The sequence below is a fragment of the Maribacter sp. genome, from assembly GCF_049667165.1.
Taxonomy (GTDB): Bacteria; Bacteroidota; Bacteroidia; order Flavobacteriales; family Flavobacteriaceae; genus Maribacter_A.
Window position 1 is genome coordinate 1 of sequence record NZ_JBATHS010000232.1, and the last position, 16,129, is coordinate 16,129.

At 43.9% G+C, this 16,129-nt stretch carries 15 protein-coding genes; 7 read left to right on the forward strand and 8 right to left on the reverse strand.

What is annotated here, in order from left to right:
• Nucleotides 1–187: 187 nt before the first annotated feature.
• The 7 genes from WBM98_RS11715 to WBM98_RS11745 form a co-directional block, all read right to left on the reverse strand.
• The gene (locus WBM98_RS11715) at nucleotides 188–1,585 is read right to left on the reverse strand and encodes a Gfo/Idh/MocA family protein (RefSeq protein ID WP_424366205.1); all 1,398 of its coding nucleotides are present in this window, start codon (nucleotides 1,583–1,585) and stop codon (nucleotides 188–190) included.
• Between the two features lie 3 nt (nucleotides 1,586–1,588).
• Nucleotides 1,589–3,610 (reverse strand): glycoside hydrolase family 97 protein, encoded by a 2,022-nt coding sequence (locus tag WBM98_RS11720; RefSeq protein ID WP_424366206.1) that lies wholly within the window; start codon nucleotides 3,608–3,610, stop codon nucleotides 1,589–1,591.
• 289 nt (nucleotides 3,611–3,899) lie between these two features.
• Nucleotides 3,900–5,171 carry an adenylosuccinate synthase gene (locus tag WBM98_RS11725; protein WP_424366207.1) on the reverse strand — a complete coding sequence of 424 codons (1,272 nt, stop codon included), beginning with the start codon at nucleotides 5,169–5,171 and terminating at the stop codon, nucleotides 3,900–3,902.
• A gap of 12 nt (nucleotides 5,172–5,183) precedes the next feature.
• Nucleotides 5,184–5,639 (reverse strand): Fur family transcriptional regulator, encoded by a 456-nt coding sequence (locus tag WBM98_RS11730; protein WP_424366233.1) that lies wholly within the window; start codon nucleotides 5,637–5,639, stop codon nucleotides 5,184–5,186.
• A gap of 54 nt (nucleotides 5,640–5,693) precedes the next feature.
• Nucleotides 5,694–7,898, reverse strand: a complete 2,205-nt coding sequence (locus WBM98_RS11735; protein ID WP_424366208.1) for a RelA/SpoT family protein — start codon at nucleotides 7,896–7,898, stop codon at nucleotides 5,694–5,696.
• 43 nt (nucleotides 7,899–7,941) lie between these two features.
• Nucleotides 7,942–9,174, reverse strand: coding sequence for a M48 family metallopeptidase (locus WBM98_RS11740; protein ID WP_424366209.1), 1,233 nt, complete (start codon nucleotides 9,172–9,174; stop codon nucleotides 7,942–7,944).
• Between the two features lie 39 nt (nucleotides 9,175–9,213).
• Complete coding sequence (locus WBM98_RS11745; RefSeq protein WP_424366210.1) at nucleotides 9,214–10,023, reverse strand: TrmH family RNA methyltransferase; 810 nt, start codon at nucleotides 10,021–10,023, stop codon at nucleotides 9,214–9,216.
• A gap of 238 nt (nucleotides 10,024–10,261) precedes the next feature.
• Here WBM98_RS11745 and WBM98_RS11750 point away from each other — a divergent pair, with 238 nt between their 5' ends.
• From WBM98_RS11750 to WBM98_RS11780, 7 genes are read left to right on the forward strand one after another with little or no spacing between them, the layout of a single operon-like run.
• Nucleotides 10,262–10,504, forward strand: coding sequence for a MoaD/ThiS family protein (locus WBM98_RS11750; RefSeq protein WP_424366211.1), 243 nt, complete (start codon nucleotides 10,262–10,264; stop codon nucleotides 10,502–10,504).
• The gene (locus tag WBM98_RS11755) at nucleotides 10,504–10,923 is read left to right on the forward strand and encodes a molybdenum cofactor biosynthesis protein MoaE (RefSeq protein ID WP_424366212.1); all 420 of its coding nucleotides are present in this window, start codon (nucleotides 10,504–10,506) and stop codon (nucleotides 10,921–10,923) included. Before WBM98_RS11750 ends, WBM98_RS11755 begins: the two co-directional genes overlap by 1 nt.
• A gap of 3 nt (nucleotides 10,924–10,926) precedes the next feature.
• On the forward strand, nucleotides 10,927–11,910 hold the full coding sequence (gene moaA / locus WBM98_RS11760) for a GTP 3',8-cyclase MoaA (RefSeq protein WP_424366213.1): 984 nt from the start codon (nucleotides 10,927–10,929) through the stop codon (nucleotides 11,908–11,910).
• Nucleotides 11,911–12,384, forward strand: coding sequence for a cyclic pyranopterin monophosphate synthase MoaC (gene moaC / locus WBM98_RS11765; RefSeq protein ID WP_424366214.1), 474 nt, complete (start codon nucleotides 11,911–11,913; stop codon nucleotides 12,382–12,384).
• Nucleotides 12,368–12,961, forward strand: coding sequence for a molybdenum cofactor guanylyltransferase (gene mobA, locus WBM98_RS11770; protein ID WP_424366215.1), 594 nt, complete (start codon nucleotides 12,368–12,370; stop codon nucleotides 12,959–12,961). Before moaC ends, mobA begins: the two co-directional genes overlap by 17 nt.
• 2 nt (nucleotides 12,962–12,963) lie before the next feature.
• On the forward strand, nucleotides 12,964–14,037 hold the full coding sequence (locus tag WBM98_RS11775) for a ThiF family adenylyltransferase (protein WP_424366216.1): 1,074 nt from the start codon (nucleotides 12,964–12,966) through the stop codon (nucleotides 14,035–14,037).
• Nucleotides 14,021–14,794 carry a sulfite exporter TauE/SafE family protein gene (locus WBM98_RS11780; RefSeq protein WP_424366217.1) on the forward strand — a complete coding sequence of 258 codons (774 nt, stop codon included), beginning with the start codon at nucleotides 14,021–14,023 and terminating at the stop codon, nucleotides 14,792–14,794. The genes WBM98_RS11775 and WBM98_RS11780 overlap by 17 nt, the downstream gene beginning before the upstream one ends.
• Nucleotides 14,795–14,809: 15 nt before the next feature.
• Here WBM98_RS11780 and trpB read toward each other — a convergent pair whose 3' ends face one another.
• Nucleotides 14,810–16,015, reverse strand: coding sequence for a tryptophan synthase subunit beta (trpB, locus tag WBM98_RS11785; protein WP_424366218.1), 1,206 nt, complete (start codon nucleotides 16,013–16,015; stop codon nucleotides 14,810–14,812).
• Nucleotides 16,016–16,129 lie beyond the last annotated feature (114 nt).

Sequence of the window (16,129 nt, forward strand, 5' to 3'; positions counted from 1 at the left end):
CGGTACGATGTCGTATTGCCAACCCATCCTTCCAAATTTTGACCATTGAAAAGCGGTTCGAAACCTTCGTCATTTGCCTTTTTAATCGAACCACAAGATACCATCAATAAAGATAAGGTTAAGGTTGTCAGGTATATTTTTGTATTTTTTTTACTCATGTTGTTTGCAATCTTTATTGTGCTTATGGTTAAGTGATGATTTGTAATGGAGCTGTATTTTTCCAATTACCCCTTGTGAAATCGGGGAAATTTTGGGGAGAGCCACCACTTGCCACGGAACGCTCGCTCAGTGGGGCCACTGCACTCCAAAGGCAACCTTCATAGAGGTTCTGGTCTAAAGGCAGTCCTTTTTGCAGGCACTCAACAATTCGATACATCATAATACCGTCCATACCTCCATGACCGGTATCCTTGGTGGCTTGGTTCAATCTTTTATATAATGGATGGTCGTATTTATCATAGATAGTTTCCAATTGTTCCCCTTGGGCCCAAGTATGGTGATTTTCAGTAGCTCCTTCCACACCTCCTTCCAATGCAATCCTTGTGGGGAAACCCGCCAATATGCCTTTGGTGCCTTGAATAAGGTTCAATCGTGAATAGGGACGGGGGCTTGTTTCGTCCCATTGTACCATAATCGTGCGACCTACGTTGGTTTTTATAATTGAGGTATTTAAGTCGCCTCCTTTATAATTTAACTGATTCCATTTGTGGTCGGCCGGATAGTTCTTTTCGGCATATAATTTTCTTCCCAGGGCAGGTGTTGAAAAGGACACCAAGCTGTTGAAATTGTCATCGCTACGTGCTATATTCATGTATTGGGCCACAGGGCCAAGACCATGGGTAGGGTAGAGGTTGCCATTTCGTTTGGCGTAATGGTAGGTCCTCCAAGATCCTGTTCCCCGTTCTTGTTCTTCCATTTGAAAACGAAGTTCATGAATGTAGGAAGCTTCGGCATGCAGGGGTTCGCCAATGACACCTTGGCGACACATATTCAGGAACATCAACTCATCCCGACTATAATTTACATTTTCCATCATCATACAGTGCTTTTGCGTCTGTTCTGATGTATCCACGATTTCCCACATGTCTTCGAGCGTAACGGCTATGGGTACCTCAACAAAGGCATGGGCGCCCTTTTTCATAGCTTCTATGGCCATGGGGGCATGGTTGTTCCAGTTGGTTGAAATAAAGACGACGTCGGGTTTTACTTCATCGAGCATTTTCCGCCATTGGTTTTCATCGCCATAGTATTGGGCTACTTTTTTGTGTCTCGTGCCTTTTCCTATTTTTTTAGCTTCCTCACTCCATTTTTGGGTTAAATCCTGATATAGGTCGCAAAGGGCTACCACTTCGGTTCCCGGTAACGAGGCGAAGAATTTCAGATGCCCTGGGCCTCTGGCACCCACCCCTATGAATGCGGCCCTGACCGTCTCTAATTTCGGAGCGGCGAAATCGCCCATATACTGTGCGCCATACGGCCGTTCGGGAAGGGTGAAGTTTCCTTGTCCGATCATTGGGGAAACTGCCATGGCAGCGCCTACCAATGAGGTTTTACGAATGAAGTTTCTTCTGTCAATTTTTTTCATGTCCTACTTTTTTTTGAGAATGGCAGCGTAACCTCCACCGCTGGAAAGCTTTGGATGTAGCTTGGTATCTTGATTTACAGTTGTGCTGATGAGCTTATAATCTTGGGCATTTCTAGAAGCATTCATGCCATCTTGGTAGGCTTGTAGATCATAGTTGCCTTCCCCTAAAAACGAAAGGTTTAATTCAAAGTCCCTAGCCGTCCAATCGGTCATTGCCCCAAGGTACCAATCTGTACCCTTTCTTCGGGCCACAACGATATAATCGGAAACAGCCCCTTCCAGAACTACCGTTTCATCCCATACCGTCGGTATTTGTGTAATAAAATCAACGGTTTCTTGTTCTTTGTAGTAGATTGTTGGCGATTCACAGAGCATTTGAAGCGGGGCTTCGTATACCACATACATGGCTACTTGGTGGGCTCGTGTACCAAGTGCCATCGGTCTTGTAAATAGTGGGGCGAAATTGGCCCCGCCTGTTTCATAATCCACTTTGTTCATATTTACCATGGCCCCGGGGGTGAAATCCAAAGGTCCGGCCGCCATTCGAATAAAAGGGAGCGTTACATTGTGTTCCGGGTTTATATCGGCACTCCATTTATTGTTCTCATTGCCTTTGACCCCTTCATAATTGATGATATTGGGCCACATGCGCTCAACACCGGCCGGTTTAAAGGCGCCGTGATAATCGACCATCATTTTGTATTTCGCAGCGTTTTCAGCAATTTTGGCATAGGATTGCACAACATATTGGTCACTGCGCTGCATAAAATCGACCTTGATACCCACCGCACCCCAATCGCTGTATAACTTTAGGATTTCGTCAGGGTTTTCGTCGAGGGGTTTCCACAATACCCATAAAATAATCGCTACGTTTTTCGATTTGGCATATTGTATCAGTTCAGGAACATCAAGATTTTCATTATCCTCCATAATTTCCGTAGTGGATTTGGTCCACCCCTCGTCCAAAATCACATACTCGATGCCATTTTCAGCGGCAAAATCGATATAATATTTATAGGTCTCCATGTTAAGTCCGGCCTCAAAATCTACCCCGTAGATATTATTGGCATTGTACCAATCCCAAGCGACCTGCCCAGGTTTTATCCAATCGGCATCCGGTATTTTGGATGTATCAGCGAGCTGTGTCACTAGATTGCTCTCAACAAAAGTGCGGTCATCATCACTGATGATGAACACGCGCCATGGATACGATCTTTTGCCTTTTATTTTGGCAATATAATCGGCCTCTTCCACTAGGATTTGATTTCTGTCTGGGCTAGAAGCCTCATTGGGAATTGCTTTTAAAACGTACTTCGGAAAAGTGGCGGTCATGGCATTGCCCGTTGTTTTTTTCAAGAACATCCCCGGATAATCGATCAGGGCGGATTCAGTTAACAGCACTTTTGCCGCTGCTGTATTGAACATTACGGGCAAACTACAAAACACACCTTCTTCCATTTCCGCAATTTGCTTTACCAGATAGATTCGTTCATTATGGGAATAAAACGATTCCTCTTGTGGAAAATAAGAGGAGGTCCCCGTTGGGAACGACATGGTCATTTCCTCGCTATACACATTCTTTGTTTTGCCGTTGTGATCGATAAAACGATAGGCGATTCCGTCATTGTAGGCCCGGAAGATCAATTGGTAGTTATCCTTGAAATCCAAGATCAACTGATTGAATTCACTTGTAATTACGGCATCTTTATTTGGAACTTGGGGCATCAGTTTTTCCGTGACACGTTCAACTTTAGAGTCTCGCAGTTTCGGGGTAGTGCCTATAATCCGCCCATCGCCCATATCCATTGCAATGACCACATTGTCAATGACATTTGATCCCTTAAGCTTTGCATTCCATGAAATTTTTTCCGTTAGGGTTAGGGAGATTTCCAACTGCTCATCAGGGGAGCTTAATTTTATTTCCTGGGCCATCATCAAATTGCTGAAAAGCATCAGGACCAAAAGGAATAGTGAGGATGTGAAAGTTTTTGAATTGATTGGATTATTGGAATATTCTACTTTCATAGGTTGCTATATATGCTATTATTCCCTACTACGTGAAATGAAAAAGCTACAGGAGCGGATGGATGGGCAGGGGTGGTTTTATCCTTCATTGGGTGCGTGGTGTTCATTGTACAATTTACAATAAAAGTGTCCAATTTAAAAATTGAAATAGGGTATAGATTTTTAAAACGTAATGGACAGGTTTTAGGCTGAAATCCATACAAATCAAACCAAAAAAAATGCCTATCAAGTTCGATTCTTGATAGGCACAGTATAGGTATGATTTTATGGCAGCAGTAGTGCGTACGACTTATCTATAAATGGTCTGGGTCCTATCAGGACCTACAGAGACTATTTTAATCGGCACTTCCAATTCCTTTTCCAAAAAGGTAATATAGTCATTCAAGGGTCCCGGTAATTGTTCCGCCTTGCTCATTTTGGTAAGGTCCTGGGACCAACCTTTCATTTCGGTATAAACCGGAGTTACATTTTCGGCTTCAATGTTATACGGCAAGTGTGTAATGACTTCACCTTTGTAATTGTAGGCCGTGCAGACTTTAAGCTTTTTAAATCCGCTAAGCACATCCCCCTTCATCATCATCAGTTCGGTAACCCCGTTCACCTGTACGGCGTATTTCAATGCCACAAGGTCGAGCCAACCACAACGCCTAGGTCTTCCTGTAGTAGCTCCAAATTCCTTACCTACGCGTGACATGGTTTTACCATCCTCATCAAAAAGTTCTGTGGGGAAAGGGCCGCTTCCCACACGTGTGGTATAGGCTTTGAAAATACCCTTTACATCGCCGATTTGATTTGGGGCAACCCCTAGTCCGGTGCAGGCACCTGCGGCCGTGGTATTGCTCGAAGTTACGAAAGGATATGTCCCGAAATCAATATCGAGCATAGATCCCTGGGCACCTTCGGCCAATATTTTTTTTCCAGCCTTTTGTGCTTGGTATAGATATTCTTCGCTATCGATAAAAGTGAGTTCTTTAAGCTTTGATATGGCACTGAAGAACTCGGTTTCAAGTTCTTCCAGATTATATTCGATATCCACATTGTAAAAACCGATCATGGCCTCGTGTTTATCTGCCAAGGCACGGTATTTTGATTTCCAATCAGATAGCTCCAGATCACCGATACGCATACCGTTTCTCCCCGTCTTGTCCATATAGGTAGGGCCGATACCTTTTAAGGTCGATCCTATTTTCGCCTTTCCCTTCGATGTTTCCGAGGCGGCATCCAGTAGGCGATGGGTAGGTAATATCAGATGTGCCTTTCTGGAGATAAGTAATTTAGATTTTATATCGATGTCAAAAGCATCCAAGGCTTCCAATTCCTTCTTGAAGATCACAGGGTCAATAACCACCCCGTTGCCGACAACATTCATCGCGTTTTTATGGAAGATCCCAGAAGGTATCGTGTGCAGCACGTGTTTGATTCCATCAAATTCCAGGGTATGTCCAGCGTTCGGACCCCCTTGAAAACGCGCTATAATATCATAGTTTTTTGTGAGTACATCGACGATTTTACCTTTCCCTTCGTCTCCCCACTGTAATCCCAACAATAAATCTACTGCCATCGTTTCGTTTGGTTAGTTATTTGTATTTCCTTCTTTGTTTTTTGTTCCGTAAAAGTATAGAGAGTGATTCGTGATCTTTATATCAAATACCTCTTCGATGGTCTTTTTGATGGATTGGATCCGTGGATCGCAGAATTCCATGACCTCACCTGTATCCGTCAGGATCACATGGTCGTGTTGTCGATCAAAATAGGACTTTTCGTATTGTGCCTGATTTTTGCCAAATTGGTGTTTTCGAACCAATTTGCAGTCCAATAAAAGTTCTATGGTATTGTATAGTGTCGCCCGGCTTACCCTATAATTCTTGTTTTTCATATTGATGTAGAGCGACTCTATATCAAAATGTTCCTCACTATCATAAATCTCTTGGAGAATTGCGTAACGTTCAGGTGTTTTTCTATGCCCTTTTTCTTCTAAAAAGGTGGTGAATACGTTTTTTACAATTTCTTGGTTCTTGTTAGGCGGCATAAGAATAAGCACTACATTAATGTACAAATGTAAGGCTAAATTTTTATTAAGTTTCTAAACCCGGGTTACTTTATCAATGCCATTGATCAGCTTCAGGTTTTCGATTAATTTTTGCAGAATGTTGTTGTTCTGGACCACGACGGTTATCCTTCCTGTAAAAGTACCGCCATCGGTACTGAAATTCAAGTTTCGCATGTTGACGTTCATATAATTCGAAATCACCTGGGTAATTTCACTGATCAATCCCAAATTGTCGATGCCCGTCAATTGGATTTCTGATCGGAACTCCTGTTGTGTCGAATCTATCCATTTTGCACTAATAATCCTATAGGCATAATTGGATTGAAGGGAAATCGCATTGGGGCAATTCTTTTTATGGACTTTTATGCCCTCATTGACACTGATAAACCCAAAAACGGGGTCGCCAGGAATTGGATTGCAGCACTGGGAGAGTTTGTAATCGAGTTTTTCCTCTTCCTTGCCAAAGACCAGCATATCGTATTTCGCTGTAATCTCTTCCTTATCGATATGCTCGGGCGTAGGTGTTCGTCTGATCTTGCTTTTAAAGAAACTTATAAAGGCGTTGTTGTACGATGAGGCGAAGTCTTTTATCTTTTGATTGTCTATGGCGCCTATGCCCACGCGATAGAATAAATCCAAACTGGTCTTGAGTTTAAAGAAAATGACCATTTTGTTCACGGTATCCTCATTGAGCGTGATTTTCTGGGATTTGAGTTTTCTTCTCAGAATTTCCTTTCCATCGTTGGCGATCGTATTCTTTTCTTCGCGTAAGGACGATTTTATCTTTGCCCTGGCCCTTGCGGTTGTCGCATAATCGAGCCAGTTTTGGTTCGGCTTGGCTTGTTCTGAGGTTATGATCTCAACTTGATCACCACTTTTCAGGGTCGTATTCAAGGGAACCAATTTCCCATTCACCTTTGCACCACGGGTATGCATGCCCACTTCGGTATGTATATTGAACGCGAAATCAAGGGGTGTTGCACCCTTAGGCATTGATTTCAATTCACCCAATGGGGTAAAGACAAAGATTTCCTTGGAGTATAGATTGAGTTTGAATTCCTCCACAAAATCAACCGCACTGATATTCGAATTTTCAAGCGCTTCCTGTAATTTATTCAGCCAGACATCAATACCCTGTTCCTTTTGTGAACCATGCTTGTACTTAAAATGGGCCGCATATCCTTTTTCCGCGATTTCGTGCATGCGTTCACTTCGTATCTGCACTTCGACCCATTTGCCCTGGGGCCCCATTACCGTAATGTGCAAGGCTTCATAGCCGGTCGATTTCGGAGAGGATATCCAATCACGCAAACGTACCGGGTTGGGTGTAAAATGATCGGTAACGATCGAATAGATCTTCCATGCCAGGAACTTCTCATTGGCCTTGTCAGACTTGTATATGATACGTATCGCAAACTTGTCGTATATCTCGTCAAAGGCGACGTTCTGGACTTTCATTTTCTTACGTATGGAGAAAATGGATTTCATTCGGCCCTTGATATCGTAATTGAGTCCTTCCTTATCCAACGAATCACTTATGACATTGGAAAAATCCTTGATATATTGTTGTTGTTCTTCTTTCGATTCCTCGATCTTGTCCGAAATATCGCGATATACATCGGGCTCGGTATATTTCAGGCTGAGGTCTTCCAGCTCCGTTTTAATATTATATAGGCCTATGCGGTGCGCCAAAGGCGCATAAATATAAAGGGTCTCCGAAGCCATTTTCACCTGCTTGTTTTCAGGCATGGCATCCAAGGTCAACATATTATGGTATCGATCTGCAATCTTGATGATAATGACACGGACATCGTCATGGAGTGTCAACAGCATTTTACGGAAATTCTCCGCTTGCTGTGATATGTTGGTGTCTTTTTTTAGGTGGGCGATTTTGGTCAGTCCGTCAACAATACGTGCCACGGTTTCCCCGAACATACGTTCTATATCGTCTAGGGTATACGTTGTATCTTCAACGACATCGTGCAAAAGGGCCGAGGCGATCGATACGGCATCCAGGCCTACTTCCGAAGCGATGATCTTGGCTACCGCAATAGGATGGAATATATAAGCCTCCCCAGATTTTCTTCGCTGATCTTTATGCGCGTCAACGGCAATTTCAAAGGCATGCCGAATCAGCGTTTTGTCGTCATCCGATAACGTCTGGTAGCTTATACGAAGCAATTCTTTGTACTGCTTGGTAATTTCCTTGTTTTCCTTTTCTATAGCTGCTTGCGTCATACATAAATAAAATTACACAATCCGATGTAATACACAACAATAATTATGCCTTTAAATTCCTGACACGTGCAATTAAGGGAGGATGCGAATAATGCATGAAAACGTAGGCGGGATGGGGGGTAAGGTTACTTAAACTGTTTTTCGACAGTTTTTTCAATGATGTGATCAAGGGTTTGGCCGCAAAGGTATTCTTGGCAAAATCGTCGGCCTGATACTCAAATTTGCGGGACAGGTAATTCATGATCAACCCGGTAATTTCAGAAATTGGACTATACAGAATGCCAAAACCGATCAACGCTGCATGAAAGCTTGGTTTCGAAACCCCAATCGCTTTTGACACTTCTGGATTGTTGATGAACAGGGATAATAGAAATAAGGTGAAACCTGTCAATAGTATGGAAACCACGATGTTGAAAATGATATGGTGGCGTTTGTAGTGGCCTACCTCATGGGCCAAAACCGCAACGATCTCGTCTTCATCCAAATCATTGATCAAGGTATCATACAATGTTACCCGTTTTTCCTGCCCAAATCCCGAAAAATAGGCATTGGCCTTCGTTGATCTTTTTGAGCCGTCGATCACAAAAATATTCTTGATTTCAAAGCCGACCTTATGGGCATACCCCTCGATCTTACTTTTAAGTGTACCCGCTTCCAAGGGTTGCTGTTTGTTGAACAAAGGCACAATCAATCTGCTATAGAACAAGTTCATGAACAGGGTGAACAGTCCCACTAAGACCCAGGCGTAAATCCAAAAATTCGTACCGGCCCATTCAAAAAACCAGATGATAAGGGCCGTAATACCACCCCCGATAATGGCCATCATTGCATACCCTTTTAATTTATCAAGGAAGAATGTGGTCTTTGTGGTCTTGTTAAAACCGAATTTTTCCTCGATGACGAAGGTTTTGTAATAGCCAAACGGCATGGTAATGACATCGCTCCCGATCATGATCATGGCAAAGAAAACCAAGGCAATGACAATCGTATTGTCGGCAACACTGCGTGCGATCGTATCGAGCCATTCGAAGCCCCCAAAAAAGAGAAAACCTAGGGTGAGCACTATTGAAAATGTGGAGGTCAAAAGTCCGAATTTATAATTGGTCTTTTTGTATTCCTGAGATTTTTTGTATTCCCCAGCATCAAAAACATCGCTTAACTCGTCGGGAATCGGGTCATTGTAACGTTTTGAATTCAGGTAGTCGAGTATGGTTTCTATACTGAACTCGATCACCAAAATGGCAATGATGCTATAAAACAAGGTGGTATGGGTCATTTTCTGGTTTTGGTCTATACTTTGGCCTTGGGCCGATTCCTAGGCGGATCGTTGCCGTTTGGCTTCAAATATAAGGATTGCTGCCGATACCGAGACGTTCATTGAATCTATTTCCCCTTCCATGGGGATGATTATATTTTGCGTCGAGGCTTCGAGCCATTCTTGTGAAAGCCCAGTTGATTCTGTCCCCACAACAATTGCCGATGCCTTTGTGAAATCGGTTTGGGTATATTCCTTGGAGGCGGATAATGCGGCACAGTATATTTGTATACGATGCTCCTTTAGAAAGGTAATGATTTCAGCAGTGCTGCCAATACCGATGCAGCTGGTAAAAACACACCCGATACTCGAGCGGATAACATTGGGGTTGTAGAGGTCCCCCTTAGGATTGGCGATGAGGACGGCATCGACATTGGCAGCATCGGCCGTACGTAACAGGGCCCCTATATTGCCTGGCTTTTCTGGCGATTCCGCAACCAGCACCAAGGCGTTTTCATCCTTTAGGGCGAGGCCTTCCAGCGTATGTGTTTTTGTCTTTAAAACGGCGATCAGGCCTTCGGTGGAATCCCTGTACGCCAGTTTTTTATATACACCATGGGAAACCTCAATTAATTCGGGTTGGTTTGAACTTTCCTTTAAAAGGGCAAGGGTATCTTCCTTTGAAATGATCCCAGGATCGTACATTACGGATTCAAGCTCATAATCAGCTTTAAGGGCCAATGCCAATTCCCTTCTTCCCTCCAACCCAAATAATCCCTGTTTTTTCCTTTCTCGTGATTTTTCCTGAAGTAGCATGACCTGCCGTATCAAGGCATTTTGCGGACTACTTATGAATTTCGGTGCGTTCATTACTACAAAATTAGACCAATACGATAAATTCAAGGACTTTTTTACGACAAAGTCATAAACATAAAGAAAGGTTAAATAAAATCATCGAAAAAATTCCCAATTTAATTTTGGTAAATTTGATGTAAATTCAAAGCCACGGAACAAAGGTCGTCGATAATCCATGTGAGGTAATGAGGCGTTGATAGGAGTGCCATTTGGCTTGAAGGCAGTTTTTAAAAAAGAAAAAATAGGTTGGAATATGGAACTATTTCTATTTGGGATTACGAAGGATATTGTAGGTAAATCCTCGTTGGATTTGTCCACTTTGGAGGAAAAACCGACATCGGTAAAGGATTTGATCCGTTATTTGAATGATTCGTATCCCGAATTTAAGCGGTTGACCTCCGTAGCTGTAGCCGTTAATGGGGAATATGCCTCTCAGGAAGTGCGTTTGCACCATGAGGATGAAATTGCCATAATTCCACCCGTAAGTGGAGGATAATGAAAAAACCAATCATAGAAATTGTGGAAGCCATTGATGTGGCGCAGGTTTATGACGAACTTTCTGACGCCAAGAGCGGTGGTATCTGTGTGTTTGTTGGTACCGTAAGGGATTTCACGGATAACGAAACTGTTGTATCTTTGGAGTTTGAAGCGTACCGTACCATGGCGATAAAGGAAATGCGGAAAATCATAGACCAGGCAGGGGCAAGATGGCCCATGAACAAGGTGGTGATGCGGCATGCCGTGGGCTTAAAAAAGGTTCAGGAACCCGTGGTGGTCATTGGGGTCTCTTCAGCACATAGGGATGCCTGTTTTGACGCCTGTCGGTATATGATCGATACATTGAAAGAAACGGTGCCCATTTGGAAAAAGGAAATGTTCAAGGATAAAACAGTTTGGGTCTCAGCCCACCCCTAAAATATGTTGATAGATAACCATAATCGAAAAATAAATTATTTGCGTTTGGCGGTCACCGATCGTTGCAATCTACGTTGTAATTATTGCATGCCTGAATCGGGAATAGACTTTTCAAAAGGCGACACTCTTTTTACGATAGAAGAGCTGTCAAGATTGAGCGCTATCTTGGTATCTGAGGGTATTGATAAAATCAGGATCACGGGAGGGGAACCTTTTGTGCGTAAGGATTTGATGGTATTGCTCCGCAATCTTTCCAAGATGGAGGGATTGAAGGACATTTCGGTAACCACGAATGCGACCTTGATAGGGCCTTATATCGATGAACTCAAGACCTTGGGCATCAAAAACATCAATGTTAGTATGGATGCTATAAATCGCGAAACCTTCGAAAGGATAACACGGCGTGACCAGTATGACATTGTACATGAAAATGTTTTACGCCTGATCAATGAGGGTTTCAACGTACGTATCAACTTTATCGCCTTAAGCGGCCAGAACACACAAGATATCATCCCCATGTTAGCGTTGGCCAAACACCACGATGTTGGCGTGAGATACCTTGAAGAAATGCCCTTCAATGGGGGTTCCCGCCATTTTGAGGGCAATGCATGGGATTACAAACGTATTTTGGCGCACATCAAAGAGGCCTATCCGGATTATGAGGAACTACCTTCCGAACCGACATCGACATCGATGAATTATAAAATTCCAGGTTTCAAAGGTAGCTTTGGGGTTATTCCTTCATTCAGCCGTACTTTCTGCGGCACTTGCAATAGGTTACGGATTACGGCCACAGGGGATGTGATTACCTGTCTTTATGCCCAACCTTGTATGAATATCAGGGAAATCCTCAGAGGTGAATCATCTGAGGTAAGGGTCAAGGAACAGCTTTTAAAGGCCATAGGCAGTAGGGCCAAAACAGGTTTTGAAGCACAAGAGAAACAACAAGGAACGTATACGAATTCAATGACAACAATCGGGGGATAAATGAGCAAGGAACTATCGCATGTTGATGAGGCGGGCAATGCTTCCATGGTCGATGTATCGACCAAAAACGAATCGGTACGCATGGCCGTGGCCTCTGGGAACGTCCTTTTTCCCAAGCACGTATTCGAAACCCTGAAAGCCCAGGATTTTTTGGGCCCCAAGGGCAGTATCATCCAAACCGCCATAATAGCGGGGATACAAGGGGTGAAAAGGACATCGGAACTGATCCCGCTGTGCCATCAACTCAATGTTTCCAAGATACATATCGATATTCAACCCATTGAAAATAGCCTGCATATTGCGTGCACGGTAAAATGTACGGAGCGCACTGGGGTCGAGATGGAAGCCCTTACCGGCGTTTCAATCAGTGCCCTTACCATATATGACATGTGCAAGGCCTTATCACATGATATCACAATTTCAGCGATACAATTGGAACATAAATCGGGAGGCAAACATGACTTCAACCTCTAAAATATATGGTTTGGTACTCGCCGGAGGAAAGAGTAGGCGCATGGGTACGGACAAAGGATGCATTGTCTATCATGATATTCCCCAGCGCGAATACCTCTATCGGTTATTGGAACGCGTCTGTGATAGGACCTTTATGAGCATTCGAAAAGAACAAACCGCTGAAATTGCCCCGACGTTCAATACCATTGTTGATGAGGATAAATTCAAGGGACCGTTCAATGGTATTCTTTCGGCCCATAACCAACATCCCGATGTGGCCTGGTTGGTACTGGCGTGTGACCTTCCCTTAATCGATGAAAAAGCATTACGGGAATTGATCGCGGCCCGTAAAAGCAATGCCTATGCCACGACCTATAGCTTGAAGGAGAATCCTTTGCCTGAACCGTTGTGTGCCATTTGGGAGGCAGAGGCATTAAAGGCCGCTGTATCCTATATGGAGGCAGGTGTCAATGGCTCCTGTCCAAGAAAATTCCTGATCAATTCGGATACCCATATGGTTTATCCCGCAAATGAACATATTCTAATGAACGCCAATTCTGAATTGGAATATAGGGAGGCACTGTCAAAATTACCTTAGGTATGAGTACGGAACGCTATCAAAGACAGATTCAACTTGCCGATTTCGGGCCGGAAGCCCAGTCAAAACTGAAGCGGGCCAAAGTATTGGTCGTGGGTGCTGGCGGACTTGGAGTTCCCGTTCTTACATATTTAAATGCCATGGGGGTCGGTACCTTGGGCATTGTTGAGGCCGATATAGTGTCCGTAACCAATCTACATCGTCAGGTTTTGTATTCAGAAGCTGAGGTAGGGCAAGCCAAGGTTGATGTGGTCCTTAAAAAATTGAAAAGCCAAAATTCGGAAACGGTTTTGGTACCCTATCCTGAATTTCTAGCCAACGACAATGCGTTGGAGATTATTGCGGATTTCGATCTTGTGGTCGACGCCACTGATAATTTCCCCACGCGGTATTTGATCAACGATGCCTGTGTGATATTGAAAAAACCTTTTGTTTATGGGGCATTACACGGTTATGAAGGACAAGTCAGTGTGTTTAACTATAAGGGAGGCCCTACCTATCGATGTCTCTTTCCTACTATGCCTTCCAGCCTTGAAGTACCCAATTGCAATGAACATGGTGTTCTTGGTGTAATACCTGGAATTGTAGGGAACCTGCAGGCTTTGGAAGTCGTGAAGGTGCTTACAGGCATTGGTGCGGTTCTTTCCGGGAAATTAGTATTGTACAATGGCTTAGATCAAAACTTTCAAAAAATCAAGTTTGGCCCCATACCTTCGAACCTGGCTATTACCGCACTGCAAAGCGACTATGGTTTTGAATGTGATAGCAAGGAAAATGAAATAGAGGCTGAGGCTTTTGAGGCATTGGTGATGGCTGGCAACAGGTATACCATAGATGTACGAACGATTCAGGAATTTGAACAATTTCACCTCGACAATACGATTAACCTGCCACTGGATACCATCGAGAAATGGAAGCATACGCTACAACTTGATCGTCCGGTATACCTCCTTTGCTATTCGGGTGCACGCAGTCAGCAAGCGCAATCCATATTGGAGGCCTATTGGCCCAGTGCGCACTTCATTAATGTTAAAGGGGGATTGCTAAATCTAAAAACGAATGTTGCTAAGTATTGAGGGTTTAATCCTTTTGAGTATTGGTTTTTTTGTGGTCTCCACCTTGTATTCTTCCGTTGGGTTTGGAGGAGGCTCCAGCTATTTGGCCTTATTAACGCTGGTCTTGGTCAGCTTTTTTGCCATACGGTCTATCGCCTTGATCTGCAACTTGGTCGTGGTCTCAGGAAGTACCTTTCTATATTTTAAACATGGACATGCCCGAATAAAGGATTTTCTACCCTTTGTGTTGACCAGTATTCCCATGGCCTTCATTGGTGCTTCCTTTCGTTTGAAGGAAGAGGTCTTCTTCATTATCCTAGGGGGGGCATTGATCGTCTCTTCCCTGTTTTTGATCTGGCAGACCTCAGGCATTAAATTGAGCGAGCCCACTAAGGTCTATCCGACTTATCTGAGTTACCTTATCGGTGCCGCTATAGGATTGTTATCGGGACTTGTGGGAATTGGGGGCGGCATTTTTCTGGCCCCTATCTTGAATCACATCAATTGGAACAAATCAATCAAGATAGCAGCCCTGGCCAGTTTTTTTATCCTGGTGAATTCCCTATCGGGTGTGGGCGGATTGTTTGTTGCCGGAACCCTTGAGCTTCCCTGGGTCGAAACCTTGGTATTGGGGCTTACGGTCTTGATCGGTGGACAATTGGGAGTTCGACTTAGCCTTAAAAAGCTATCGGCCAAGGGAATCAAAAGAATCACCGCCATCTTGGTATTGGTCGTTGGTGTAAGAGTTCTCCTTGTAAATGGCTTAGGGCTATTTTAAGATTCCTGTGTTGCCCTATTTCGCTGGCAGGCCATAATTATCGACTACAAAATCAAGATCCTTATCCCCTCTACCGCTTAAATTCACTAGAATGGATTCCCGTGGTTTTTCTTGTGCCAATTTGAAGGCGTAGGCAACCGCATGGGCACTTTCAAGGGCCGGAATAATACCTTCCAAACGACTGAGTTCATAAAAGGCATCGATGGTCTCCTTGTCTGAAACCACCTCATAGGATACTTTCTTCAAATCCTTGAGCATGCTATGTTCAGGGCCTACACCGGGATAATCCAAGCCACTGGCCACCGAGTAGACCGGACTGGGTTCCCCGTTCTCGTCCTGTAGGGTATAACACTTAAATCCATGAATGATGCCGGGTTTACCCAAGGTCATTGTTGCAGCATGCTCCCCATGTTTCAAAGAGCGGCCACCTGGTTCGACACCGTATAGGCGACATTCATTGTCATTCAAAAAGGCTGAAAAAATACCCATGGCATTACTGCCGCCACCGACACAGGCAACGACATTGTCGGGCAATTCGCCGGTCATATCAAAAAACTGTTCTTTGGCCTCTATCCCGACCACGCGCTGAAAATCGCGCACCATCATGGGGAAGGGATGCGGCCCTACTACGGAACCAATGCAATAGATAGTGGTAATAGGATCTTTCATATACGCTTCAAAGGCCGAATCAACGGCTTCTTTCAAGGTCTTTAGACCGTGGGTTACCGGGACCACTGTCGCTCCCAGAATACGCATACGCACCACATTCGGATGTTCCTTGGCCATATCGATCTCACCCATGTGAATTTCACATTCCAAACCAAAATAGGCCGCAGCCGTCGCCAATGCCACCCCATGCTGCCCTGCTCCGGTCTCTGCGATCAATTTCTTTTTCCCTAAATGCTTGGCCAAAAGGGCCTCACCCATACAGTGGTTCAATTTATGGGCTCCGGTATGGTTCAGATCCTCTCGTTTAAGATAGATCCGACCTCCATATTTTTCAGATAGACGGTTACAGTAATAAACAGGGGTAGGGCGACCCTGATAGTGTTTGCGTATGCTTCGGAGTTCGGAAATAAAGCTGTGCGATTTACTGATAGCGTAGTACGCATCGGTAATTTTTTGCATTTCCTCTTCGAGCATGGGCGGTATAAAGGCACCACCATATTCATTGAAAAATCCTTCTTTGTTGGGGTAGGTCTTGAAATAATTTTCGGTCATAATAAAGCTTCTTGAAACTAATGATTTTTTCGTGGTATCAGGAGGTTAAAATTAAGGAATTTGAACCTTAAAATGAGTTTAAATTGAGGGCTATTTCCTGAATTGATGCCAAGG

What these genes read in the sequence shown, in the direction of transcription:
- WBM98_RS11715 (WP_424366205.1), bottom strand. Translation starts at nt 1,585, where the DNA reads ATGAAAAAAATTGACAGAAGAAACTTCATTCGTAAAACCTCATTGGTA.
- WBM98_RS11720 (WP_424366206.1), bottom strand. Translation starts at nt 3,610, where the DNA reads ATGAAAGTAGAATATTCCAATAATCCAATCAATTCAAAAACTTTCACA.
- WBM98_RS11725 (WP_424366207.1), bottom strand. Translation starts at nt 5,171, where the DNA reads ATGGCAGTAGATTTATTGTTGGGATTACAGTGGGGAGACGAAGGGAAA.
- WBM98_RS11730 (WP_424366233.1), bottom strand. Translation starts at nt 5,639, where the DNA reads ATGCCGCCTAACAAGAACCAAGAAATTGTAAAAAACGTATTCACCACC.
- WBM98_RS11735 (WP_424366208.1), bottom strand. Translation starts at nt 7,898, where the DNA reads ATGACGCAAGCAGCTATAGAAAAGGAAAACAAGGAAATTACCAAGCAG.
- WBM98_RS11740 (WP_424366209.1), bottom strand. Translation starts at nt 9,174, where the DNA reads ATGACCCATACCACCTTGTTTTATAGCATCATTGCCATTTTGGTGATC.
- WBM98_RS11745 (WP_424366210.1), bottom strand. Translation starts at nt 10,023, where the DNA reads ATGAACGCACCGAAATTCATAAGTAGTCCGCAAAATGCCTTGATACGG.
- WBM98_RS11750 (WP_424366211.1), top strand. Translation starts at nt 10,262, where the DNA reads ATGGAACTATTTCTATTTGGGATTACGAAGGATATTGTAGGTAAATCC.
- WBM98_RS11755 (WP_424366212.1), top strand. Translation starts at nt 10,504, where the DNA reads ATGAAAAAACCAATCATAGAAATTGTGGAAGCCATTGATGTGGCGCAG.
- moaA (WP_424366213.1), top strand. Translation starts at nt 10,927, where the DNA reads ATGTTGATAGATAACCATAATCGAAAAATAAATTATTTGCGTTTGGCG.
- moaC (WP_424366214.1), top strand. Translation starts at nt 11,911, where the DNA reads ATGAGCAAGGAACTATCGCATGTTGATGAGGCGGGCAATGCTTCCATG.
- mobA (WP_424366215.1), top strand. Translation starts at nt 12,368, where the DNA reads ATGACTTCAACCTCTAAAATATATGGTTTGGTACTCGCCGGAGGAAAG.
- WBM98_RS11775 (WP_424366216.1), top strand. Translation starts at nt 12,964, where the DNA reads ATGAGTACGGAACGCTATCAAAGACAGATTCAACTTGCCGATTTCGGG.
- WBM98_RS11780 (WP_424366217.1), top strand. Translation starts at nt 14,021, where the DNA reads ATGTTGCTAAGTATTGAGGGTTTAATCCTTTTGAGTATTGGTTTTTTT.
- trpB (WP_424366218.1), bottom strand. Translation starts at nt 16,015, where the DNA reads ATGACCGAAAATTATTTCAAGACCTACCCCAACAAAGAAGGATTTTTC.